14 protein-coding genes are annotated in these 25,280 nt (G+C 70.1%); all 14 read left to right on the top strand.

The window, feature by feature from the left end:
* Window positions 1-99: 99 nt before the first annotated feature.
* A complete protein-coding gene (locus tag IB242_RS06200; protein ID WP_192277025.1) occupies window positions 100-489 on the top strand; it encodes a hypothetical protein in 390 nt (129 codons plus the stop codon).
* A 71-nt stretch (window positions 490-560) separates the two neighbouring features.
* Window positions 561-2,924: a methyl-accepting chemotaxis protein gene (locus tag IB242_RS06195; protein ID WP_192277022.1), complete on the top strand. Its 2,364-nt coding sequence runs from the start codon at window positions 561-563 to the stop codon at window positions 2,922-2,924.
* Between the two features lie 186 nt (window positions 2,925-3,110).
* Window positions 3,111-5,363 (top strand): methyl-accepting chemotaxis protein, encoded by a 2,253-nt coding sequence (locus IB242_RS06190; RefSeq protein WP_192277019.1) that lies wholly within the window; start codon window positions 3,111-3,113, stop codon window positions 5,361-5,363.
* Between the two features lie 194 nt (window positions 5,364-5,557).
* Window positions 5,558-8,287, top strand: a complete 2,730-nt coding sequence (locus IB242_RS20735; protein ID WP_192277016.1) for a methyl-accepting chemotaxis protein — start codon at window positions 5,558-5,560, stop codon at window positions 8,285-8,287.
* Window positions 8,288-8,635: 348 nt separating this feature from the next.
* Window positions 8,636-10,822 carry a methyl-accepting chemotaxis protein gene (locus IB242_RS06180; RefSeq protein ID WP_192277013.1) on the top strand — a complete coding sequence of 729 codons (2,187 nt, stop codon included), beginning with the start codon at window positions 8,636-8,638 and terminating at the stop codon, window positions 10,820-10,822.
* A gap of 327 nt (window positions 10,823-11,149) precedes the next feature.
* Entirely contained in the window at window positions 11,150-11,710 is a 561-nt protein-coding gene (locus IB242_RS06175) for a transposase (RefSeq protein ID WP_192277010.1), read from the top strand.
* A 63-nt stretch (window positions 11,711-11,773) separates the two neighbouring features.
* Window positions 11,774-13,963, top strand: a complete 2,190-nt coding sequence (locus IB242_RS06170; RefSeq protein WP_192277007.1) for a methyl-accepting chemotaxis protein — start codon at window positions 11,774-11,776, stop codon at window positions 13,961-13,963.
* 238 nt (window positions 13,964-14,201) lie between these two features.
* Entirely contained in the window at window positions 14,202-14,690 is a 489-nt protein-coding gene (locus tag IB242_RS06165) for a hypothetical protein (protein ID WP_192277004.1), read from the top strand.
* Entirely contained in the window at window positions 14,687-16,888 is a 2,202-nt protein-coding gene (locus IB242_RS06160; RefSeq protein ID WP_225540053.1) for a methyl-accepting chemotaxis protein, read from the top strand. The genes IB242_RS06165 and IB242_RS06160 overlap by 4 nt, the downstream gene beginning before the upstream one ends.
* 135 nt (window positions 16,889-17,023) lie before the next feature.
* The gene (locus IB242_RS06155; RefSeq protein WP_192277001.1) at window positions 17,024-19,588 is read left to right on the top strand and encodes a Cache 3/Cache 2 fusion domain-containing protein; all 2,565 of its coding nucleotides are present in this window, start codon (window positions 17,024-17,026) and stop codon (window positions 19,586-19,588) included.
* A 200-nt stretch (window positions 19,589-19,788) separates the two neighbouring features.
* Window positions 19,789-20,646: a CheR family methyltransferase gene (locus IB242_RS06150; RefSeq protein WP_192276998.1), complete on the top strand. Its 858-nt coding sequence runs from the start codon at window positions 19,789-19,791 to the stop codon at window positions 20,644-20,646.
* The gene (gene cheD / locus IB242_RS06145; protein WP_192276996.1) at window positions 20,646-21,245 is read left to right on the top strand and encodes a chemoreceptor glutamine deamidase CheD; all 600 of its coding nucleotides are present in this window, start codon (window positions 20,646-20,648) and stop codon (window positions 21,243-21,245) included. Before IB242_RS06150 ends, cheD begins: the two co-directional genes overlap by 1 nt.
* Window positions 21,242-22,318, top strand: a complete 1,077-nt coding sequence (locus tag IB242_RS06140; RefSeq protein ID WP_192276993.1) for a chemotaxis response regulator protein-glutamate methylesterase — start codon at window positions 21,242-21,244, stop codon at window positions 22,316-22,318. Before cheD ends, IB242_RS06140 begins: the two co-directional genes overlap by 4 nt.
* Window positions 22,319-22,370: 52 nt before the next feature.
* Window positions 22,371-25,280: a diguanylate cyclase gene (locus tag IB242_RS06135; RefSeq protein WP_192276989.1), complete on the top strand. Its 2,910-nt coding sequence runs from the start codon at window positions 22,371-22,373 to the stop codon at window positions 25,278-25,280.

The following is a 25,280-nucleotide window of genomic DNA, read 5'->3' as shown; positions in this document are numbered from 1 at the left end:
CGATGGGCCTAAAGTCCGGCGCGCGCCGGCCGATAAGCCCCCTAGCAGGCTGCCAATGCCCGGCACCTCCTGCGGTCAAGCCACTGGAGCAGAACTCAGATGAAAGCATCCCCCAAGACCTTCCTCCTGGTCGCCGGCGTCCTGCTGGCCACCACCCTGGCCCTGCCGGCCTCGGCGCAGGACATGATCCCGGCCGAGCAGGCCGCGCGTCATGTCGGCAAGAACGGCATGGTCTGCGGCAAGGTCGAGAAGACCCGTTACGCGCAGAACTCCGAGGGCGAGCCGACCTTCCTGTACATGGGCGGCGCGTTCCCGCGGCACACCTTCTCGGCCCGCATTCCGGGCGACCAGCGCGACAAGTTCCGTCCTTCGCCGGAGGAACTGGAAGGCCGCGACGTCTGCGTGATCGGCACCATCGAGCGTGATGCCAGCCGCGCGGAAATCGCGGTCAGCTCGCCGGCCAACATCAAGCTGGCGACGATCAAGTAATCCGGACACGGCCCGGCCGCGAACCACGCGCGCCGGGCCGTTTCTCTTTGGCACTGCGAGGGAAACGCTCGATGCACTGGCTCAAGAATCTCAAGCTCACGCCCCGGCTCATGCTCGCCTTCGGCGTGGTCCTGGTCCTCATGCTCGCCCAAGGCATCGGCGCCTTTGCCGGGCTTTCGTCGCTGAACCGCGCGACCGACCACATCGCCGGCAATACCCTGGCGACCGTGTCGACCGCAGGCGAACTGCGTGCGCTGCTCGGCGAATATCGCAGCGGTTCCTACCGTGGCCTCATCCGCGCCAGCGACGCGGTCAAGGCCGAAGCGCGCCAGCGCGCCACCGAGCTCGGCAATCAGATCGAGCAGACCACCAACGAATACGAAGGCCTGATCAGCACGCCGGAAGAGCGCAAGCTGTTCGAGGACTTCAAGACCGCCTGGGGCAAGGCCCGGGAGTCCTACGCCTCGGTCAACGAACTGGTCGACCTGGAGCTGCCGGACGACGCCATCGACACCTTCCTCGGCGAGACCCGCGACCTGCACACCGCCGCCAATGCGGCCGCGGTGGCGCTGATCGAGGAAGGCGACCGCCAGGCCGCCGCCGCCAAGGCCGACGCCGCGACCGCGCACACCGCCTCGGTGACCCTGATCGTGGTCATGCTGCTGGCCGGCATCGCCGGCGGCCTGGCGATCGCCTGGTTCCTGGCGCGCAACCTGACCGGCGCGATGCGCGAAGCGGTCGGCGTTGCCAACGACGTGGCCGGCGGCAACCTGACCAGCCGGATCGACACCTCGCGCGCCGACGAGATCGGCGACCTGCTCAAGTCGATGCAGCGCATGCAGCACGACCTGCGCGAGCGCATCGAGCGCGACCAGAAGGTCGCCGCCGAGAACCTGCGTGTGCGCACCGCGCTGGAAAGCTCCTCGATCGGCCTGCACATCACCGATCGCGACATGGACATCGTCTACACCAACCCGTCGCTGCGCGGCATGCTCGACAGCTATGCCGCCCAGATCGTCGAGGCGGTCCCGGCGGTCGATCCGGAGCGTCCGCTGATCGGCCAGAACGCGGCCGTGCTCGAGCACGGCGGCCAGATCGACCCGGCCCTGCTGGCGCGCCTGGAGAAGGACGGTTCGCTGCAGCGCGAGATGCGCTATGGCAGTTCGTGCTTCTCGCAGAACATCGCCCTGATCCGCGACGAGGACGGCCAGACCGTCGGCTCGGTCGTCGAGTGGCGCGACCGCACTACCGAAGTCCATGTCGAACAGGAAGTCGAGCGCATCGTCGGCGCCGCCGCCGCCGGCGACCTGTCCGGCCGCGTCTCGCTGGATGGCAAGCAGGGCTTCCTGCTGCAGCTGGCGCAGCAGCTCAACTCGCTGCTGGATGCCAACGACAGCAGCCTGAGCGAGGTGTCGCGCCTGCTGACCGCCCTGTCGGACGGCGACCTGACCACCCGCATGGAAGGCGACTTCCACGGCGTGTTCGCGAAGATGCGCGACGACGCCAACGCCACCGCGTCGCAGCTGACCTCGATCGTCACCCGCATCCAGAACGCGTCGGCCGCGATCGGCACGGCCTCGGCCGAGATCGCCTCGGGCAACAACGACCTGTCGCGCCGTACCGAGCAGCAGGCGGCCAACCTGGAAGAGACCGCGGCGTCGATGGAAGAGCTGACCTCCACGGTCAAGCAGAACGCCGACCACGCCCGCCAGGCCAACCAGCTCACCATCGGCGCGGCCAATGTCGCCGCCCAGGGTGGTCAGGTCGTCGGCCAGGTGGTCAGCACGATGAGCGACATCCAGGCCTCCTCGCGCAAGATCGCCGACATCATCTCGGTGATCGACGGCATCGCGTTCCAGACCAACATCCTGGCGCTCAACGCCGCGGTGGAAGCGGCCCGTGCCGGCGAGCAGGGCCGTGGCTTCGCCGTGGTCGCCACCGAGGTGCGTTCGCTGGCGCAGCGCAGCGCCACCGCGGCCAAGGAGATCAAGACCCTGATCGAGGACTCCACCGACAAGGTGGCCAATGGCGCCTCGCTGGCCGAGCAGGCCGGCAAGACCATGGGCGAGATCGTGGCCTCGGTGCAGCGGGTGACCGACATCATGGCCGAGATCGCCGCCGCCTCGCAGGAGCAGGCTTCGGGCATCGAGCAGGTCAACCAGACCATCACCCAGATGGACGAGACCACCCAGCAGAACGCCGCGCTGGTGGAAGAAGCCACCGCCGCTGCGCGCGCGATGGAGGAACAGGCGGGCGGTCTGGCGTCCGCGATCTCGGTCTTCCGCATCCACGAGCACGCCGGCACCCCGCGTACGGCCGTGTCGGCGCCGCCGGCGCCCGCGCCCGCCGCTGCGCCGGCGGCACGCAAGCCGGTGCGTGCGGTCCCGGCACGCGAAAGCGCTGCGGTCGCCGAGGCCGACTGGGCCGAGTTCTGATCCGCTCCATCGTCTGATCCACTCCGTTTGATGTGCCTTCGGGCCCCGGATGTCCGCATCCGGGGCCTTTTTTGTCGGGCGCGATGCTGCGCTGCGTCACATCCGATCCGGGCCAGGTGCTCAAAAAGGCCGCGGCCACGCCGATAACGTGGACACGCGGGCGCTCCGCCCGACACGAGATGTGCGATGAATCCGTACGCTGCCACGCTCCGCCTGCTGTCCGATCTGCCGATGAAGCGCAAGTTCCTGATCCAGGCCGTGTTCGTGGCCGTGGGCATCATCGCGCTCGCCGTCATCGCCGCCCGCATCCAGTTCCTGGACCTCAACCAGACCCGCCAGACCGGCCTGAAATCGCAGACCGAGATGGCGCTCGGCGTGGTCGAGCGGTACGCCGGGCTGGCCGCCGACGGCACCCTGCCGCTGGAAGAAGCGCAGGCACAGGCACTGCAGCAGCTGGCGGCGATGCAGGCCAACAAGGGCGTGGACTACTTCTTCGTCACCGACCGCGAGCCGCGGATGCTGATGCATCCGACCCGGCCGGATCTGGTCGGCAAGCCGGTGGCCGACATCCTCAGTCCGGACGGCAAGCGCATCTTCCCCGAGTTCGTCCGCGTGGCCGAGGCCGGCGGCGGCTTCGTCGACTACACCTGGGCCAAGGCCGGCGAGGAGAACCCGGTCCAGAAGACCTCCTACGCCACCCTGTACGGCCCCTGGAACTGGGTGGTGGGCACCGGCGTGTACCTGGACGACACCCAGTCGCAGGCGCTGCTGTTCACCGGCGTCATGACCGTGGCCGGCGGCCTGCTGGTGCTGCTGAACCTGGCCATCGGCTGGCTGATCGGCAACTCGGTGCTGGCCCCGGTCGGGCGCGCCCTGTCGGCGATCCGCGCGGTCGCCCGCGGCGATCTGAGCGTGCGCACCGGACAGCATGGCAAGGACGAGGTCGGCCAGATGCTGCGCGCCACCGACGAGATGGTGCACACGCTGGAGCGGTTCTCGCACGAGACCCGCCACATGATCACGATGCACGCGGCCGAGGACATCAGCCACCGCATGCCGACCGATTTCCCCGGCGTCTACGGTGAACTGGCGACCGGCATCAACACGATGATGTTCGAGCACCTGGACGCGATCGTCGATGCGGTGGCGGTGCTCAACGAATACGCCAGCGGCGACCTGCACCGCGATGCACGGCGCCTGCCGGGCAGCCGCGCGGTGCTGCACGAAAGCATGGACGCGGCCAAGGCCAGCCTGCTGGCGATCAACGGCGAGATCAAGCGGCTGGCGCGTGCCGCCGCCGCCGGCGATTTCTCCCAGCGTGGCAATGCCGACCGCTTCGAGCACGATTTCCGGATCATGATCGACGACCTCAACCGCATGATCGGCACCGCCGACGACAACCTCGGCCAGGTCTCGCAGCTGCTGCAGGCCATCGCCGATGGCGACCTGACCGTGCGCATGGACGGCGACTACCAGGGCGTGTTCGCGAAGATGCGCGACGACGCCAACGCCACGGTCGGCCAGCTGACCTCGATCATCGGACGTATCAATGCCGCCTCCGGCACCATCGGCATCGCCGCCACCGAAATCGCCTCGGGCAACAACGACCTGTCGCGCCGTACCGAGCAGCAGGCCGCCAACCTGGAGGAAACCGCCGCCTCGATGGAGGAGCTGACCTCCACGGTCAAGCAGAACGCCGACCACGCACGGCAAGCCAACCAGCTCACCATCGGCGCGGCCTCGGTCGCCGCCCAGGGCGGTGAGGTCGTCGGCCAGGTGGTCACCACCATGGCCGACATCCAGGCCTCCTCGCGCCGGATCGCCGACATCATCAGCGTCATCGACGGCATCGCCTTCCAGACCAACATCCTGGCGCTCAACGCCGCGGTGGAAGCGGCGCGGGCCGGCGAGCAGGGCCGCGGCTTCGCCGTGGTCGCCACCGAGGTCCGTTCGCTGGCGCAGCGCAGCGCCACGGCGGCCAAGGAGATCAAGGGCCTGATCGAGGATTCGACCGGCAAGGTCGAGACCGGCTCGGCGCTGGCCGAGCAGGCCGGCAAGACCATGGTCGAGATCGTAGCCTCGGTTCAGCGGGTGACCGACATCATGGCCGAGATCTCGGCGGCCTCGCAGGAACAGGCCGCCGGCATCGAGCAGGTCAACCAGACCATCACCCAGATGGACGAGACCACCCAGCAGAACGCGGCGCTGGTCGAGGAAGCCACCGCTGCCGCGCGTTCGATGGAAGAACAGGCCGCCGGCCTGGCGCAGGCGGTCGCGGTGTTCCGCACCGGCGAGCCTGCGCAGGAGCCCCTGCCGACGCCGCAGGCGGCGCCCTCGCCGCGGCCGTCGGCGATCCGCGGTGGTGGTGCGCGGCGGCCACGCGCGGCGGTGCCGGCGGCCCCGGTGTCGTCGTCCTCCGAGGGCTGGGCGACCTTCTGAGGCGCCTGCCGGGTCACGAGAACCTCCGCGCGCGGTCGGCCTGATACCAGAGGTCCGGCCGCCGACCGGGCGGCCCGGCAGCGACATGCTGGCAGGTACGGCATTTTGGTGAACTGAAGCACAGTTCGTGCCTCAAGTTGGTGGATTGCGGCCCGATGACAACAGGGCCATTCCGGCAACTCCGCGAGCCCCGCATGTCCACCTCCCGCCGTCAGGCCAGCATCGCCACCCGGCTGATGCTGGGTACCGCCCTCGTTGCCGTCGTCTCCTTCGGCCTGACCGCGGCCATCAGCTACTGGAAGAGCAGCACCGCCCTGCTCTCCACCGCCGCCGAATCGATGCGGAACCTGGCCACTGTCGAGGCTGGACGCGTCTCGGCCGAACTGGGCACCGCGCACGACACCGCCGCCACGCTCGCCGGCACGCTGCTGCTGTTGCGCGAGCAGGGCCGGCTCGACCGTGCCTCGGCCTCGGCCCTGATGCGCGCCCAGCTCCAGGCCCATCCGGAGTGGATCGGCGTGGGCACGCTGTGGGAACCGGATGCGTTCGACGGACGCGACGCCGAGCATGTCGGCGCCGAAGCCCACGACGAGACCGGCCGCTTCATGAGCTACTGGGCGTGGAACGACGGCACGCCGATCAGCGAGCCGCTGCGCGACTACGAGGTGCCCGGCGCGGGCGACTGGTACCGGATGCCGCGCGAGCGGCGCGAGGCGATGCTGGTCGAGCCCTACGAATACCAGATCGGCGGACGCACGATCCTGATGACCACGCTGTCGATGCCGATCCTCGAGGGCGATCGCTTCCTCGGCATGGTCACCGTCGACATCGCCCTGTCCTCGCTGCAGGAGCGCCTGTCGGCGCTGCGTCCGCTGGGCGAAGGCCACATCGAACTGCTGTCGCCGGCCGGCCGGGTGCTGGCCAGCCCCGATCCGGCCGAGGTCGGCCGGGTCCGCGAGGATGCCACCACGCGGGCGGCGCTGACCGGGATTGCGCGCGGCGACCTGTTCGACACGTTCGGCGAGCATGCGCGCAGCGACGATGCGGTGGCGGTCTACGCGCCGATGCAGGTCGGCAGCACCGCGCAGCGTTTCGCGATGGGCGTGATCGTCCCGCACGCCCTGCTGATGCAGCAGGCCCGTTCCCTGCTCTGGCTGCTGGTGCTGGTCGGGCTCGGCGCCGCGGTGGTGCTGAGCGTCGCGTTGTCGCTGCTGCTGCGCAGGCAGGTGGTGCGTCCGCTGTCGCAGGCGGCCGCGGTGGCCGACGACATCGCCAACGGCACGCTCGATACCCGCATCGATGCATCGCGCGGCGACGAGATCGGCGACCTGATGCGCTCGATGCTGCGCATGCAGGGCAACCTGCGCAGCCGCATCGAGCAGGATGCGGCGCTGGCCCGCGAGAACCTGCGCATCCGCACCGCGCTGGACGACGTCACCACCAACGTGATGATCGCCGACGCCGACCGCACCATCATCTACGCCAACCGCCCGCTGCTGCGCATGCTGGCCGAGGTCGAGAGCGACATCCAGCGCGATCTGCCGCAGTTCCAGGTGGCCACGGTCGTCGGTGGCAGCATCGACGTGTTCCATCGGCATCCCGAGCACCAGTCGCGGCTGCTGTCGGCCCTGTCGGGCACGCACAAGGCGCAGATCCAGGTCGGCGGCCACATCATGCAGCTGATCATCAATCCGGTCAGCGACGCGGCCGGTGACCGCATCGGTTACGCGGTGGAATGGGCGGACCGCACCGCCGAAGTGCAGGTCGAGCAGGAACTCAGCGGCATCGTCTCGGCGGCGGCGGCCGGCGACCTCTCCGGCCGCGTGTCGCTGCAGGGCAAGCAGGGTTTCCTGTTGCAGCTGGCCCAGCAGCTCAATGCCCTGCTCCAGGCCAACGACGTCAGCCTGGCCGAGGTCTCGCGCCTGCTGACGGCGCTGTCCGCAGGCGACCTGACCGCACGGATGGAAGGCGATTTCCACGGCGTGTTCGCGAAGATGCGCGATGACGCCAATGCCACCGTCGAACAGCTGACCTCCATCGTCGGCCGCATCCAGCAGTCCAACGTGGCCATCAACACCGCCGCCACCGAGATCGCTTCGGGCAACAATGACCTGTCGCGCCGTACCGAGCAGCAGGCCGCCAACCTGGAGGAAACCGCCGCCTCGATGGAGGAGCTGACCTCCACGGTCAAGCAGAACGCCGACCACGCACGGCAGGCCAACCAGCTCACCATCGGCGCGGCCTCGGTCGCCGCCCAGGGCGGTCAGGTCGTCGGCCAGGTCGTCACCACCATGGCCGACATCCAGGCCTCCTCGCGCCGGATCGCCGACATCATCTCGGTGATCGACGGCATCGCCTTCCAGACCAACATCCTGGCGCTCAACGCCGCGGTGGAAGCGGCGCGTGCCGGCGAGCAGGGCCGCGGCTTCGCCGTGGTCGCCACCGAGGTCCGTTCGCTGGCCCAGCGCAGCGCCACCGCGGCCAAGGAGATCAAGGGCCTGATCGAGGATTCGACCGGCAAGGTCGAGACCGGCTCGGCGCTGGCCCAGCAGGCCGGGGCGACGATGGGCGAACTGGTGGCCTCGGTGCAGCGGGTGACCGACATCATGGCCGAGATCTCGGCGGCCTCGCAGGAACAGGCCGCCGGCATCGAGCAGGTCAACCAGACCATCACCCAGATGGACGAGACCACCCAGCAGAACGCGGCGCTGGTGGAGGAAGCCACCGCCGCGGCACGTGCGATGGAGGAGCAGGCCGCCGGCCTCGGCCAGGCCATCTCGGTGTTCCGGTTCGAGCGTACCGCCGCACCGGCACCTGCCGCTCCCCGCCCCCGCGCCGCGCCCCTGGCTTCCGCACCACCTGCGTTACCGGCACGCCCGCCCCGCGCGCGGCCGGCAGCGGAGAAGGACTGGGCGGAGTTCTGAGTGCGGTGACGCAGGCGCGCCGGTGCACGCCGCCGACGGCCGGGTGAACACGTCGCTGGATTCGCACGCACGGACTGGACATCGCGTTGTCATCGGCCGCGCGCCGATCCGGTGACAGCGCGGTCGCAGTGCAGGAGGCGCCATGCCGGATGACAGGATCGCCTGCTCGACCATCGTCACCATCGCACGCGGGGACGTTCCCGCGCGCCTGTCCGCCATGTCCGCCGTCCTGCAGCCGCGGCATCGCGGTGAACCATTCAAGGAAGGATCTTCCATAACGGAGGCGGCCTGCCGCTAACCGATCAGTCTCGATCGTCATCCGACGATCCGCTCAAGGAGGGCAACACCATGACCTGGTTCCATGACCTGCCGGTCGGACGCAAGCTTGCGGTGGCGTTCGCCGTGACCACCCTGATGACCTTCGCGCTGGGCATGCTGGCGCTGTGGCGCCTGGGCATCTCCAACGTCCAGATCCAGGACACCAACCGCAACTGGCTGCCGGCGGTGCTGCACCTGGGCCAGATGCGGGCGCTGACCAACGAGATCCGGCTCTACGAACTGGCCCTGCTCGATCCGCAGCGCCCGCAGGACCAGCGGCGGGAGTACCGCGCGCGGCTCGACAAGGACCTGCAGGCCATCGCCGAGGCCGAGCGCGCCTACGACGCCATTCCCGCTGAATCCTCGGCCCGGGAACAGGCGATGTACGACGAGGTGAGGACTGCGCGCCAGGCCTACCTGGCGGCCAACGCGGCGATCCTGGCCGCGCTGGAGCGCGGTGATTTCGCCGACGCCAGCCGGATCTCCGACAGCGACGCCCTGCAGCATCGCCGCGACCTGTCCGATGCGCTCGACGCGCTGACCGCCTACAACGCCGAGCATCTGCATCGCCAGGTCGCAGGCTCGGAAACGTCGTACCGGAGCACCGTGGCCGTGATCTGGATCGGCATCGCGATCCTGCTGCTGTCCGCCTCGCTGTTCGGCTGGCGCATCTCCCGCGCGATCGCCCGCCCCCTGCAGCAGGCCAACCGCGTGGCGCGCGACATCGCCCAGGGCCGGCTCGACAATCCGATCGGCGCGCAGCGGCGCGACGAGACCGGGCAGCTGCTCGAGTCGATGCGTTGCATGCAGCAGCAGCTGCAGGCGGTGATCGCCGCGCAGACCGAGATGACGGTGCGCCACGACCAGGGCCAGATCAGCTTCCGCATCGACGACGCCAGCTTCCCGGGCGAGTACGGGCGCATGGTGCGCGACACCAATGCGCTGGTCGCCCAGCACATCGGGGTGAAGATGCGCGCGGTGGAGACCATGCGCCGCTATGCGGTCGGCGACCTGTCGGTGGACATGGACCGGCTGCCCGGCGAGAAGGCCGCGATCACCGACGCGATGGACATGTGCAAGCAGGCGCTGTCGTCGATCAATGGCGAGATCCGGCGCCTGTCCGCGGCCGCCGCCGCAGGCGACTTCTCGGTCCGTGGCGACGAGTCCGCCTACCGCCACGATTTCCTGGCCATGGTGCAGAGCCTGAACGGCATGATGGCCAGCAGCGACCAGACCCTGTCGCAGCTCTCGCAGCTGCTGCGTGCGATCGCCGCCGGCGACCTGACCGCGCGCATGGAGGGCGACTTCCGCGGCGTGTTCGCCACGATGCGCGACGACGCCAACATCACCGTCGAACAGCTGACGGCGATCGTCGGCCGCATCCAGCAGTCCAACGTGGCCATCAACAGTGCGGCGGCCGAGATCGCCGCCGGCAACGAGGACCTGTCGCGCCGCACCGAGCAGCAGGCGGCCAACCTGGAGGAGACCGCGGCCTCGATGGAGGAACTGACCTCCACCGTCAAGCAGAATGCCGAGCACGCGCGGCAGGCCAACCAGCTGGTCATCGGCGCGACGTCGGTCGCCTCTCAGGGCGGCGACGTCGTCGGCCAGGTGGTGGCGACGATGACCGACATCCAGGCGTCCTCGCGGCGGATCGGCGACATCATCTCGGTGATCGACGGCATCGCCTTCCAGACCAACATCCTGGCGCTCAATGCGGCGGTCGAGGCGGCCCGCGCCGGTGAGCTCGGCCGCGGCTTCGCGGTGGTCGCCAGCGAGGTGCGTTCGCTGGCACAGCGCAGCGCGACGGCGGCCAGGGAGATCAAGACCCTGATCGAGGAGTCCACCGGCAGGGTCGAAAGCGGATCGGCGCTGGCGCTGCAGGCCGGTGCGACCATGACCGAAATCGTGGCCTCGGTGCGGCGGGTGACCGACATCATGGGCGAGATCGCCGCCGCGTCGCAGGAGCAGGCCAGCGGCATCGAGCAGGTCAGCCAGACCATCGTGCAGATGGACGGCGCCACCCAGCAGAACGCCGCCCTGGTCGAGGAGGCCAGCGCCGCGGCGCGCGCGATGGAAGACCAGGCCTCCGGTCTGGCATCGGCGGTGGCGGTGTTCCGGCTGGAACCGCGTGCGCCGCACCCGGGCGGTGTACGCGGCGCGGGTGCCGGCGAACGCCGCGGGCGCCGCCCGCTGTATGCGGTGGAAACCGCCTGATCCGGTACGCACGTCCCCGGTTCCGTTCCGCCGCTGCGGATGGAACCGGGCGCCTGCACCTGCCGGCCAACCGGGATCACGGCGATGCAGGGCCCGCGCCGGGCGCCATCGCTGTCCCCGATGCACACCACGTCGATAGATAAGATATATCGAAATGACACTGCGATGACCGCCGCCGCGCCGCGGCTACAGTGGCGGCGCGCGCCTCTCCATCCTCCTCGCACTGTCCACTGCCTGACCCGCAGGCCAGTGGATGGACAATGCGAACTCAAGAAAAATTATCCCGAAACAATAACTTGGCGGTTAAAACTCACGCCGCACTCGTGCATGCTCTGCCGTCTGGCTCACCGGGAGGACACCGAGCGGACATGCATGGGAATCAGCAACGACCTGTGGAAACGCATCGAACCCTTGATCCCGGCCTCCCGGCGAACGCCAGACAGGGCCTATCGCAGACGTCCCGGCGGTGGGCGCAAGGCCCGTGACCAGCGCGAGGTGTTCGACGCGGTCCTGCACGTGCTGCTGACCCGTTGTGCATGGCATGAGCTGCCACCGGCGCTGGGCAGCGTCAGTACCGTCAACCGGCATTTCCGGCACTGGGACGAGAACGGCCTGTTCGATGCGATCTGGGCCGCCGGCCTGGCCGAGCACCCCGAACTGCGGGGCATTCACTGGACGTGCGACCCGGCACCGGGACCCGGGCAGAGCGGGCCGCGCTGGCGCCCGGTGCACGGTGGCCGCCGCGGTCGCCCGCGCAAGCACCTGCAGGCGCGTTCTCCACCGGTCACGCCGCTGACGACGGCGCCGGCGCCGGCGGCCGACGTGGCCGCGTCCTCCACCGACGCACTGGTCCAGGCCCTGCGCGTGTTTATTTCGAGAGACGGCTGAATTCAATCGTGAGCCGATCCCTGCGCTATCGGACAGGACCACCCCGTCCCCTGCAAGGAGCTCATGAACATTCTTCAATCGATGAAGGTCGGCAGCCGTCTGGCGCTCGGCTTCGGCCTGCTGCTGGCCATGCTCGCCGCGTCGTCCGCGCTGGCGCTGTACCAGCTGGACACGGTCAACGACCACGTCCAGGACATCACCGACCTGCAGAACCGCAAGACCGCGCTGCTGATCCAGATGCGTCGCGTCAACCTGCAGTCCGAGCGCAACACCCGCGACCTGCTGCTCGCCCCCGAGGACGAACGCCCCCAGCTGCTCGAGGATGTCCGCGCGATGCGCCAGGGCTACCTGAAGACGCGCGAGGAGCTGTCGGCACTGCGCTTCGACGAGAGCGGCCGTGCGGCGATGGAGCAGATCGTGCAGACCGACCAGGCCGCGCACGGGCTGAACACGCAGATCCGCGAGCTGGCCGTGGCCGGCGAGCACGACGCGGCGCGCACGCTGCTCTACGGCGAGGCCGAGCCGCTGTTCGACGCACGCAGCAATGCGATCCAGGCGGCGATCGACCTGCAGCAGCGCAATACCGATGCCTCGGCCGCGCAGATCGACACCTCGGTCGGTTTCGCCAACCGGATCCTGATCGTGTTCGGCGTCATCGCCGCGATCGCCGGCGTGCTGCTGGCGTGGCTGATCACCCGCAGCCTGACCGGTCCGCTCGGGCGCGCGACCTCGGTGGCCGACGCCATCGCCCGCGGCCAGCTCGACAACACCATCGGCCAGCAGCCCGACGACGAAACCGGACGCCTGCTCGGCAGCATGCGCCGGATGCAGGAACAGCTGCAGGCGGTCCTGCAGGCGCAGTCGCGGATGGCGCGCGAACACGATGCCGGCCGCATCAGCCACCGCATGGACGAGACCGCGTTCCCCGGCGACTACGGGCGGATGGTGCACGACACCAATGCGCTGGTCGGCTCGCATCTGCAGCTGCAGGCGCAGCTGTCGGCACTGATGGGTCGGTATGCGATCGGCGACCTCTCCGACGACATGCCCGAGCTGCCGGAAGAGAAGGCGGTGATCACCCGGACCATGGCCACGGTCAAGCGCAACCTGAGCGCGATGAACACCGAGATCCGGCGTCTGGCCGGCGCGGCCGCGGACGGCGATTTCTCCCTGCGCGGCGACGTCGACAGCTTCCAGTTCGACTTCAAGGCGATGGTCGCCAGTCTGAACCAGCTGATGGCCACCGCCGACGGCAACCTGTCGACCCTGTCCGGTCTGCTGCAGGCCATCGCCGCCGGCGATCTCACCGCACGCATGGAAGGCGATTTCCACGGCGTGTTCGCGAAGATGCGCGACGACGCCAACGCCACCGTCGAGCAGCTGACCTCGATCGTCGGCCGCATCCAGCAGTCCAACGTGGCCATCAACACCGCCGCCACCGAGATCGCCTCGGGCAACAACGACCTGTCGCGCCGCACCGAGCAGCAGGCGGCCAACCTGGAAGAGACCGCCGCCTCGATGGAGGAGCTGACCTCCACCGTGCGCCAGAACGCCGACCACGCCCGCCAGGCCAACCAGCTGGCGATCGGCGCCGCGTCGGTGGCTTCGCAGGGCGGCCAGGTCGTCGGCCAGGTCGTGTCGACCATGGCCGACATCCAGGCCGCCTCCCGCAAGATCGCCGACATCATCTCGGTGATCGACGGCATCGCGTTCCAGACCAACATCCTGGCGCTCAACGCCGCAGTCGAGGCGGCCCGTGCCGGCGAGCAGGGCCGCGGCTTCGCCGTGGTCGCCACCGAGGTGCGTTCGCTGGCCCAGCGCAGCGCCACGGCGGCCAAGGAGATCAAGGGCCTGATCGAGGATTCGACCGGCAAGGTCGCCGATGGCGCCGCCCTGGCCGAGAAGGCCGGCGCGACGATGGGCGAGCTGGTCGGTTCGGTGCAGCGGGTGACCGACATCATGGCCGAGATCTCGGCGGCCTCGCAGGAGCAGGCCGCCGGCATCGAGCAGGTCAGCCAGACCATCGTGCAGATGGACGAGACCACGCAGCAGAACGCAGCCCTGGTCGAGGAAGCCTCGGCCGCCGCCAGTTCGATGGAGGAACAGGCCAGGCAGCTGGCGCAGGCGGTGTCGGTGTTCCGGCTCGATGCGCGCCACGATGCCTCCGTCGCTGCCGCCTCCGCGCCGTCGGCACGCAGGCGCGCCCCGCAGTTGAGTGTGGTCGCGGCCGACGGCGATTTCCGCAGCTTCTGAGCGGTCGGTCCCCGGGGTTTTCCGCCACCAGCGGGCGGGAACCCCGGGCGCGCCTCCGGGGGATCGAGCGTCATGCCCCATCGCACCGCCTGGCCCCGTCCAGGGCATGTCCCGGACGGGGTCGTATACAGCGACGTGAAACAGGGATCGTAGTAGCATTTCCGTCGACTCCGTCTCAGTTCCGCCTCGCACTGCCGATAAGCCAGAACCCGGTCCCAGCGTAGGAGGCGCTCGCCGGATGAGAAGGAATTCGTCCACCGGATCATGGACATCGCGCCCGCCGGCCTGGCCCGGCCTGGTGCTGCTCGCGCTCTGGATCGGCTGGACGATCCCCGCGCTTGCCGCCTTGCTGCGCGCGGAGGCGCACGACGGCGATGCCGCCCACGCGCACCGGATCGTCTCGACGATCGCCGCCGAGGGCCTGCTCGCCCCGCACGCCGGGCAACCGGTCCTGCTGCGCCTGGACTGTCCGTGCGCGGCACCGCCATCGCCATTACCGCAGGCCGCCACGCTGGATCTGCGCGGGCATCGCCTCGCCGCCGCGAGCGCCTATCCCCTGCTCCTGCTCGATGCCGACCACACGCTCCGCTACGCGGGGCCGGCCGCCGTGTCCACCGGCTGCGGCGCCCTGCGCGACACGCCTGTACCGCTTGCGACGCTGGTTGCCATGGACGGCGCCGCCGTCGTGATCCCCGAACCCTGCCGCTGCCGAGGTCTGAACGCATGAAGCCGTCGAACGCCTCATCCGCAATGCCCTACCTGCGCCATCTGTCGGCCGGTGCCGACCGCCTGCTGCTGGTCGTCGCCGCCGTCCTGGTCGTGATCTCGCTGCTGCTGGCGCTGCGCCAGCAACTCTGGCTGCCGCTGTTGGCCGTCGCCCTGCCCGCCCTTGCGGTGGCAACGGTGCAGGCCAGGCTGCATCCGGGCACACGCCTGTCCTCGTGCACGATCGCGATGGCGCTGATGGTGCTCAGCGCCACGCTCATCCATCAGTCGCACGGGCTGCCCGAAAGCCACTTCGGCGTGATCCTGCTGATCGCGCTGCTGCTGTGCTATCGCGACTGGCTTCCGATCGTGGTGGCCGCCGGCACCATCGCCGTGCATCACGTGGCGTTCTTCTGGCTGCAGCAGCGCGGCCTGCCGGTCGCGGTCTTCGGCGACGGCAGCGGACTGGGTACCCTGGCCCTGCATGCGGCCTATGTGGTGGCCGAGGCGGTGGTGCTGGTGGTCATGGCCGTGCAGATGCGTCGCCAGCTCGACGCGATCGGCCACGACCCGGCCGAACTGGCCGCCATCTCTCGCGCGCTCGCAGCCAACCAGCGCCCACCCGCGCATCTGCTGGAGCAGCGCATGCCGTCCGGGTCGCTGGCCGAGTCGATGCTGGCGATGGCCGCCGAACTGACCCGGCGCGATGCCGACAGCAGCCGGGTGGCGCGCGAGAACCTGCGCGTGCGCACCGCGCTGGACAGCGTCACCACCAACGTGATGATCGCCGACAGTGGCCGCAACATCGTCTACGCCAACAAGCCGCTGGTGGCGATGCTGCGCGCGGCCGAAGCCGACCTGCGCCGCGACCTGCCGAGCTTCTCGGTCGACACCATGATCGGCGCGAATATCGACGGCTTCCACAAACGCCCCGAGCACCAGGCCAGGATGCTCGCCGAGCTCGACGACACCTTCAGCACGCAGATCCGCGTCGGTGGCCGCGTCATGCGTCTGGTGATCAACCCGATCCTCGATGCCGAACGGCAGCGCCAGGGCTTCGTGGTCGAGTGGGCGGACCGCACCGGCGAGGTCGAGGTCGAGCAGGAACTGACCCGGATCGTGGCCGCGGCCGCCGCCGGCGACCTGAGCGGCCGCGTGGCCACCGAAGGCAAGCAGGGCTTCCTGCTGCAGCTGGCGCAACAGCTGAACGCGCTGCTGGATGCCAATTCGGTCAGCCTGGCCGAAGTCTCGCGCCTGCTCACCGCGCTGTCCGACGGCGACCTCACCGCACGCATGCAGGGCGAGTTCCACGGCGTGTTCGCCGGCATGCGCGACGATGCCAACGCCACCGCCGAGCGGCTGACCGGCATCGTCGGGCAGATCCAGCAGGCCTCGGCGGCGATCGGTACGGCCTCGGCCGAGATCGCCGCGGGCAACAACGACCTCTCGCGCCGCACCGAGCAGCAGGCGGCCAATCTGGAGGAAACCGCCGCCTCGATGGAGGAGCTGACCTCGACCGTGCGCCAGAACGCCGAACATGCCCGCCAGGCCAACCAGCTGGCTGCGAGCACCGCCGAGGGCGCGATCCAGGGCGGCGCCCTGGCCAGCCGGGCCAGCCAGACCATGGTCGGGATCGAAGCGTCCTCGCGCCGGATCGCCGACATCATCAGCGTCATCGACGGCATCGCCTTCCAGACCAACATCCTGGCGCTCAATGCGGCAGTGGAAGCTGCCCGCGCCGGCGAACAGGGCCGCGGCTTCGCCGTGGTCGCCACCGAGGTGCGCTCGCTGGCGCAGCGTTCGGCCACCGCGGCCAAGGAGATCAAGACCCTGATCGAGGACTCGGTCGAACGGGTGACCGAAGGATCGGTGCTGGTCGGCAACGCCAACACGACCATGGCCGACATGGCCGCCTCGATCCAGCGTCTTGCCGCGATCATGGCCGAGATCGCCGCCGCCTCGCAGGAACAGGCCGCCGGCATCGAGCAGGTCAACCAGACCATCCTGCAGATGGACGAGGCCACCCAGCAGAACGCCGCCCTGGTCGAGGAGGCCTCGGCCACGGCCCGGTCGATGGAGGACCAGGCCCAGGGGCTGGTGGCGGCGATCTCGGTGTTCCGCACCGGGGCGCCTGGCGACGGTGGCCCGGGCGGACAGCCGCAGCCGCGCCGGCTGCGGGGGCCGACCATCGTCGACGAGGCGCAATGGGCCAGGCGTTGAGCCTGCCCAGGCGGGAGGGCCGAATGACGACCGGACCGGTGGATTTGTTAAATCCAGATGATGAAATTGTGATGGGCATCAGTTTTCCCGGGACGGGGCCGATAAGACGATCGCCCCCCGCTCCAAGCCCCGACCATGTCCCACTTCTCCCGTCTGACCATCGGCACCAAGCTGTCGCTGCTCGTCACCCTGGCCAGCACCATCGCGCTGCTGGTCCTGGCCGTCCTGTCCTACCGCAATTCCGCGGAAACCTATGAAACCGAGGCGCGACACTCGCTGGCCACCGCCTCGGTCGTCATGCGCGACACCGTCGCGCTGTACGACCGCATGCTCACCGAGAACACCGAGCGTCTGGGCGGCAGCTTCGCCTCGCTGCTGCCGACCGACACCGTCACCGTCGATCCCGGCCGCCGCATCCTGATCGGCGACAGCGAAACGCCGCGCATGGCGTTCGGGCCCTACACCGCCAATCTGGACTTCTCGCTGGTCGACCGCTTCCTCGCCTCGACCGACGCCATCGCGACCCTGTTCGTGCGCGACGGCGAAGACTTCGTCCGCGTCACCACCTCGCTGACCAACGCCGCCGGCGAACGCGCCATCGGCACCCGCCTCGACCACGCCCACCCGGCCTATGCGCGGATGCTGGCCGATGCGCCCTACACCGGCCGCGCCAGCCTGTTCGGCAGCGAGTACATGACCCATTACCGGCCGCTGCACGACGCGGACGGCAAGGTCGCCGGCATCCTGTTCGTCGGCGTCGAGTACGGCGAAGGGCTGCTGGCCCTGAAGGACCGGCTGCGCCAGACCCGGATCGGTGAAGACGGCTATTTCTTCGTCGTCGATGCCGGCCAGGGCGAGTCCGCCGGCACCGTGCTGGCGCATCCGTCCGCTGAAGAAGGCATCGAGGCGACGCAACTGGTCGCCGCCGACGACCAGGCCGCGTTCAGCGCCATGCTCATGGCCGGCAGCGGCGACGCGCGCGCCGCGGTGTCCGGCGATGGCCGTGGCGCGGCCGAAGCCGCCGACCTGCATGTCGAGCGGTTCGAACCCTGGCAGTGGAACCTGGTCGCGGTGCAGCCGCGCCGTGGTGCCGATGCCGCGCTGGCTGCGCTGCTGCTGCGCACCGCCCTGGTCTCGCTGCTGGCCCTGGTGGCGCTGGTCGCCCTGGTCGTGTTCGCCAGCCGGCGGCTGGTGTCGGCCCCGCTCTCGCGTGCGGTCGAGATCGCCGACCGCGTAGCAGCCGGCCGCCTCGACAACACGATCCAGATCACCTCGCGTGACGAGTCCGGCCGCCTGCTCGCATCGATGCAGGCGATGCAGCAGCAGGTGCAGGCGGTCATCGCCGCACTGGCCGACATGACCAGCCGTCACGACGCCGGCCAGATCAGCTACCGCATCGACGACAGCCGCTTCCCGGGCGAATTCGGACGCATGGTGCGCGACACCAACGCGCTGGTCGGCCAGCACATCGCGGTCAAGATGCGCCTGGTGGCGGTGATGCAGCGCTATGCGGTGGGTGACCTGTCCGAGGACATGGACCGCTATCCGGGCGAGAAGGCGGTACTGAGCAACACGATGGACGCGGTCAAGGCCAACCTGGGCGCGATCAACCGCGAGATCCGCCGCCTGGCCGAGGCCGCCGCCGCCGGCGACTTCTCCCAGCGTGGCGATGCGGCCCGCTTCGAGCATGACTTCCGCGCGATGATCGATGGCCTCAACGGCATGATCGGCTCGGCCGACGACAACCTGACCCAGGTCTCGCAGCTGCTGCAGGCCATCGCCGGCGGCGATCTCACCGCACGCATGCACGGCGATTTCCACGGCGTGTTCGCGAAGATGCGCGACGACGCCAATGCCACCGTCGAGCAGTTGACCGGCATCGTCGGCCGCATCCAGCAGTCCAACGTGGCCATCAACACCGCCGCCACCGAGATCGCCTCGGGCAACAGCGACCTGTCGCGCCGCACCGAGCAGCAGGCCGCCAACCTTGAGGAGACCGCCGCCTCGATGGAGGAGCTGACCTCCACCGTGCGCCAGAACGCCGACCATGCCCGCCAGGCCAACCAGCTCACCATCGGCGCGGCCTCGGTCGCCGCCCAGGGCGGTCAGGTCGTCGGCCAGGTCGTCACCACCATGGCCGACATCCAGGCCTCCTCGCGCCGGATCGCCGACATCATCTCGGTGATCGACGGCATCGCCTTCCAGACCAATATCCTGGCGCTCAACGCCGCGGTGGAAGCGGCCCGCGCCGGCGAGCAGGGTCGCGGCTTCGCCGTGGTCGCCACCGAGGTCCGTTCGCTGGCCCAGCGTTCGGCCACCGCGGCCAAGGAGATCAAGGGCCTGATCGAGGATTCGACCGGCAAGGTCGAGACCGGCTCGGCGCTGGCCCAGCAGGCCGGGGCGACGATGGGCGAACTGGTGGCCTCGGTGCAGCGGGTGACCGACATCATGGCCGAGATCTCGGCGGCCTCGCAGGAACAGGCCGCCGGCATCGAGCAGGTCAACCAGACCATCACCCAGATGGACGAGACCACCCAGCAGAACGCGGCGCTGGTGGAGGAAGCCACCGCCGCGGCGCGTTCGATGGAGGAACAGGCCGCCGGCCTGGCCACCGCCATCGCCGTGTTCCGGACCGGTGCGGGCGCGGGTACCGCGGCCAGGCACGCAGGGCCGGGCTGGCCGCTGGCCCGCAGCGCCTGATCCACACCCGGGCACCGTGACGGGGCGGCGCCGGTCATCCGGCGCCGGCTCCGATGGATGGATGCCGTCCGCTCCCGGCGCCGCGCTGACCGTGTTTGCGTGGGCCGTTCCGGCATGCACGGCCGGACGAACGGCCAGTCAACTTTTCCCGGGGCCGGCCGATAACCGGGACGAGCCGTTTCGTCCATGCCGGAAACCCGATGAGCACCAGCACCCTGCCCCACCCGCCGGAACAGCGCGAGTTCGTGTTCACCGACCGCGATTTCAAGCGGGTGTGCCAGATGATCCACGTCCGCGCCGGCATCGCCCTGGCGCCGGGCAAGCGCGACATGGTCTATGGCCGGCTCTCGCGCCGGCTGCGCAGCCTGGGCATCCAGGAGTTCGGCGACTACCTGGACATGCTGGAGCGCAACCCCGACGGCGGCGAGTGGCAGGCGTTCACCAACGCGCTGACCACCAACCTCACCGCGTTCTTCCGCGAGCCGCACCATTTCGAGCACCTGCGCGGCCATCTGCAGGAAGCGTCCTCGCAGGGCCCGCTGTCGATCTGGTCGTGCGCGGCCTCGACCGGCGAGGAGCCCTACTCGATCGCGATCACCGCCTGCGAGACCTTCGGCACGCTGACCCCGCCGGTGCGCATCGTCGCCACCGACATCGATACCCAGGTGCTGGCCACCGCCCGGCGCGGCGTCTATCCGCTGGAGCGGGTCGCCAGCCTGGATCCGGACCTGCGTCGCCGCTACTTCCAGCGCGGCACCGGCCCCAACGAGGGCGTCTGCCGCGTGCATCCGGCGCTGCAGGCGCTGATCGAGTACCGCCCCCTGAATCTGCTCGATGCACGCTACGACGTCGGCGGGCCGTTCACCGCCCTGTTCTGCCGGAACGTCATGATCTACTTCGACAAGCCGACCCAACGCGCGATCCTGTCGCGCCTGGTCGTGCACATGGACGCCAACAGTCTGCTCTACACCGGACACTCGGAGAACTATCTGCACGCCGCCGACCTGATCCAGCCCTGCGGGCGCACCCTGTACCGGCGCAATCCGGCGGTGCGCTGATGAGCCTGGCCAATGCCCAGCAGGACGACGTCCTGCGCTACCGCGACCCGCAGTTCCAGGTGCCGGCGGCCAAGCTGCTGCCGACCCAGTACCTGGTGGTCGACGACGGCACCGCCCTGGTCACCGTGCTCGGCTCCTGCATCGCCGCCTGCATCCGCGACCCGATGCTGCAGATCGGCGGCATGAACCACTTCATGCTGCCCGAGGGCAACATCGGCGATGGCGCGCCGGCGCGCTACGGCAGCTATGCGATGGAAATGCTGATCAATGAACTGCTCAAGCGCGGCGCCGCGCGCAAGCGACTGGAGGCCAAGGTGTTCGGGGGCGCCAACGTGCTCAAGGGCTTCACCAGCAACCCGGTCGGCACCCGCAACGCCGAGTTCGTGCGCAACTACCTGGAAGCCGAGCGCATCCCGGTGGTCGCCGAGGACCTGCAGGGCATCCACCCGCGCAAGGTCTGGTTCTTCCCGCACACTGGCAAGGTCATGGTCCACCGCCTGCCGCATGCGCACGATGCCGAGGTGGCCGCGGCCGAGTCGGCGGTGCGCGCCAAGCTGTCGCGCACGCCGGTCAGCGGTGGCGTGGAGCTGTTCCAGTGAGCGGGCGCTGCAAGGTCCTGGTGGTCGACGATTCGGCGGTGGTGCGCCAGCTGCTGACCGAGCTGCTGGCGCGCGACCCCGATATCGAGGTGGTCGGCAGCGCCGCCGATCCGCTGCTGGCGCGCGAGAAGATCAAGCGCCTCAATCCCGACGTGCTGACCCTGGACGTCGAGATGCCGCGGATGGACGGCCTGGCGTTCCTGGAGAACCTGATGCGGCTGCGGCCGATGCCGGTGGTGATGGTGTCCTCGCTGACCGAGCGCGGTGCCGACATCACCCTGCAGGCGCTGGCGCTGGGCGCGGTCGACTTCGTGACCAAGCCCAAGCTCGGCGTGGCGCAGGGCCTGGAGGAGTACGCCGACGAGATCACCGCCAAGGTCAAGGCGGCCGCGCGCGCGCGCGTGCATGGCCCGGCCCGGCCGGCGCTGCGGATCGCGCCGGCCGCCGGGGTCGCGCCGTCCACCGGTGCGGTCGCCACCCGTTTCCGCACCACCGACCGGCTGATCGCGATCGGCGCGTCGGCCGGCGGCACCGAAGCGATCCGCGTGGTGCTCGAGCAGATGCCGCCGGACGCGCCGGCGATCGTGCTGACCCAGCACATCCCGGCGGGCTTCAGCCGCGCCTTCGTCGAACGCCTGGACCGGCACTCGGCGATGCTGGTGCGCGAGGCGCAGGACGGCGAGACCATCCTGCCCGGCCACGCCTACCTGCCGCCCGGCGGGCAGCACCTGCGGGTGATCCGCGATGGTGCGCGCTGGCGCTGCCGGATCGACGACGGCCCGCCGGTCAACCGGCACAAGCCGGCGGTGGACGTGCTGTTCCATTCGGTCGCGCAGAACGCCGGCGCCAACGCGGTCGCGGCGATCCTCACCGGCATGGGCGACGACGGCGCCCGCGGCCTGCTCGAACTGCGCCAGGCCGGCGCGGCGACCCTGGTCCAGGACGAGGCCACCAGCGTGGTCTGGGGCATGCCCGGCGCGGCCGCCAAGCTCGGGGCCGCACAGGAGATCCTGCCGCTGGACGCGATCGCCCGCCGCCTGCTCGAACTGGCCGGCCACGGCAGCGCTGCGTGAGACCGGTCGACCAGCGGTCGCGATGCGTCGCCGCCGCGGGTCGTGGCGCCGCATGAGCGTGCTGCGCGTCCTGCTGCTGATGCTGCTCGGCTGCATCGCCGGCGCCGGCGCGGGCAACGCAATTGCGACCGGACGCAGCGGCGTCCAGCCGCAGTTCGACGACGTGGTGCGTCGCTTCGCCAGCGAGGACGGCCTGCCGCAGAACTCGATCACCAGCATGGTCCAGGCACCGGACGGTTTCCTGTGGCTGGGGACGTTCGGCGGCCTGGTCCGGTTCGATGGATTGAGCTTCCGGCTGTATCGCAGCCTGGCCGAGGACGGCCCACCGAGCGACCGCATCCTGCGCCTGCATGTCGATGGCCATGCACGGCTGTGGATCGGCACCGAGGACGGTGGCGTCGCGGTGCTGGAAGGCGATCGCTTCCAGCGGCTGCCGTTGTGCGGCGGGCGCTGCAAGGTCAACGCCTTCATCGGCGACGGCGCCGGCCACGTCTGGGTGGCGACCAGCGCCGGCCTGTTCCGTGCCGGCGAAAACGACCTGGGTGCGGTCCGCGTCGATGCGCGCGCCTACGTCCGCGGCGTGGTCCAGGACGGCGTGCTGCTGCTGGCCACGCTCGACCGTCTCTGGCGCTGGACCGGCGAGCGCGCCGATCCGGTCGCGCTGCCGGCGGGCACGGTGGCGGTCACCGGCCTGGGCCGCCTCGATGCCTCGGTCTGGATCGGCACCAACACCGACTTCTTCCATTACGACCCGCGGCAGGACCGCTGGCGGCCGTATCTGGACGCGCACACCGTGCCGGACGTCTCCGGCGCGCTGCACGACGCCCAGGGCCAGCTGTGGCTGTCGGACAACTTCAGCCGCCTGTTCCGGCTCGATCGCGACGACCAGATGCACCGCGTCGAGATGGCGCGCGGGGCGATCCTGAGCATGCTGGGCGACGGCGAAGGCAACCTGTGGCTGGGCAGCAACGGCGATGGCCTGTTCCGGCGCCGACCTGCGCAGATCGGTCGCATGCAGGACGCGGGCGCCGGCTTCGGCTCGGCCGCGCTGCCGGTGACCGGCGATGGCGCCGACGGCCTGTGGCTGGGCATGATCTGCGGCGGCCTGCGCCACTGGACCGCGCACGACGGACGCGTCCGCGACTGGCCGCTGCAGGCCGCGCTGGACAGCAACTGCGTCTGGTCGCTGCATCGCGATGCCGATGGCACGCTGTGGATCGGCAGCGCCGACGGCATCCTCGGCCGCCTGCGCCCGGGCGCGGCCAAGGCCGAACGGGTGGCGCGCTGGCCGCAGCGCCCGTCGATCCGCGCGATCGCCAGGACAGCCGACGGCCTGCTCGTGGCCACCAGCGCCGGCGCCTACCGGCTCGACGTGGATGCGCGCGGACAGACCGGCACCCCGAGGCCGATCGCCGCGCTGGGCGACACCACCATCAACGCGATCGTGCCGGCACGTGCAGGCGGCCACTGGTTCGCCGGCCACGAAGGCGTGCTGCGCCTGGACGGCGAGCACGTGGCCGAGCGCTGGGACACCGCCAACGGGCTGTCCAGCCGGTTCGCCCGCACGCTGCTGGAAACCGGGGACGGGGTGCTCTGGATCGGCACCTATGGCGGCGGCCTCAACCGGATCGCGGACGGCAGGGTCGCCAGCTACACCCAGCAGCAGGGGCTGTTCGACGACGTGGTGTCCTGCCTGATCGAAGACGGCAGCGGCCAGCTGTGGCTCAGCGGCAACCGCGGCATTTCCATGCTCACCGGCGAGCAGCTGGCCCGCGCCGCCGCCGGCGACGGTTCGCTGCACGCACTGGGCTATGCGGCCAGCGACGGCCTCGAACCGGCCGAGACCAATGGCGGCGGCCAGCCGGCCTGTCACCGCGATACCACCGGCAGGCTGTGGTTCCCGACCCTGTCGGGCTTCGCGGTGGTCGAGCCCGGCCGCCTGCATCCGCCCTCGGCGCAGGCGCCGACCATCCACATCGAACGCATCAGCGCCGGCGGCACGGTGTTGCCGCTGCGCGCGCGGCTGGTGCTGGAAGGCGGCGTCCGCAACGTCGAGATCAGCTTCACCGCGCCCACCTTCAGCGCGCCGGAGAAGATCCGCTTCCGCTACCGGCTGGCCGGCGGCGACTGGATCGACATCGGCGACAAGCGCAGCATCCACTTCCCGGTGGTGCCCTGGGGCGAGCAACTGCTGCAGATCGCGGCCAGCAGCGAGGCCGGCACCTGGTCGGCGCATCCGGCGCGGCTGATCCTGGTCAATCCCGCGCCCTGGTACCTGAGCCCGCCCTGGCTGGCCGCGCTGGTGCTGCTGTCCGGCGCGCTGGTCTACGCCGCCTGGTCGCTGCGTACGCTGCGCCTGCGCCGGCACAGCGACGCACTGGCGCTGCTGGTCGGGGAACGTACCGCGGCGTTGGAGCAGGCCAACCTGCGCCTGGTCGAGCAGGCGCACAGCGACCCGCTCACCGGCGTCGGCAACCATCGCCATTTCATCGTGCAGCTGGGCGAGGCCTGGAAACGGCACCAGGGCAGCGCCCGGCCTCTGTCGCTGCTGCTGATCGACGTGGATCATTTCAAGGCCTACAACGACCACTTCGGCCACCTGGCAGGCGACGACGCGCTGTGCGCGATTGCCCACGCAATGCATGCGCAGCTGAGCGGCACCGCGATGCTCGCGCGCTATGGCGGCGAGGAGTTCGTGGTGCTGTTGCCCGACTGCGACATCGCCGCGGCGGCACGGGTCGGCGAGCGGCTGCGCGCGGCGGTCACCGCCCTCGCCCTGCCGCACGCCCCGGCCAGCGGGCATGCCCACATCACCATCAGCGTCGGCTGCGCCTGCCTGTCTCCCGGCCCGGACGACAGCAGGGTCCTGCTGATCGACCAGGCCGACCAGGCGCTGTACCGGGCCAAGGCGTTGGGCCGCGACCGGGTCGAATGCTGGAACGCGGCGACCGGCGACCGCTGA

This window comes from Xanthomonas sp. XNM01, assembly GCF_014851915.1.
Classification (GTDB): Bacteria; Pseudomonadota; Gammaproteobacteria; order Xanthomonadales; family Xanthomonadaceae; genus Pseudoxanthomonas.
The sequence above is the reverse complement of the archived record's forward strand: the minus strand, read 5'-3'. Positions and strand labels throughout refer to the sequence as shown.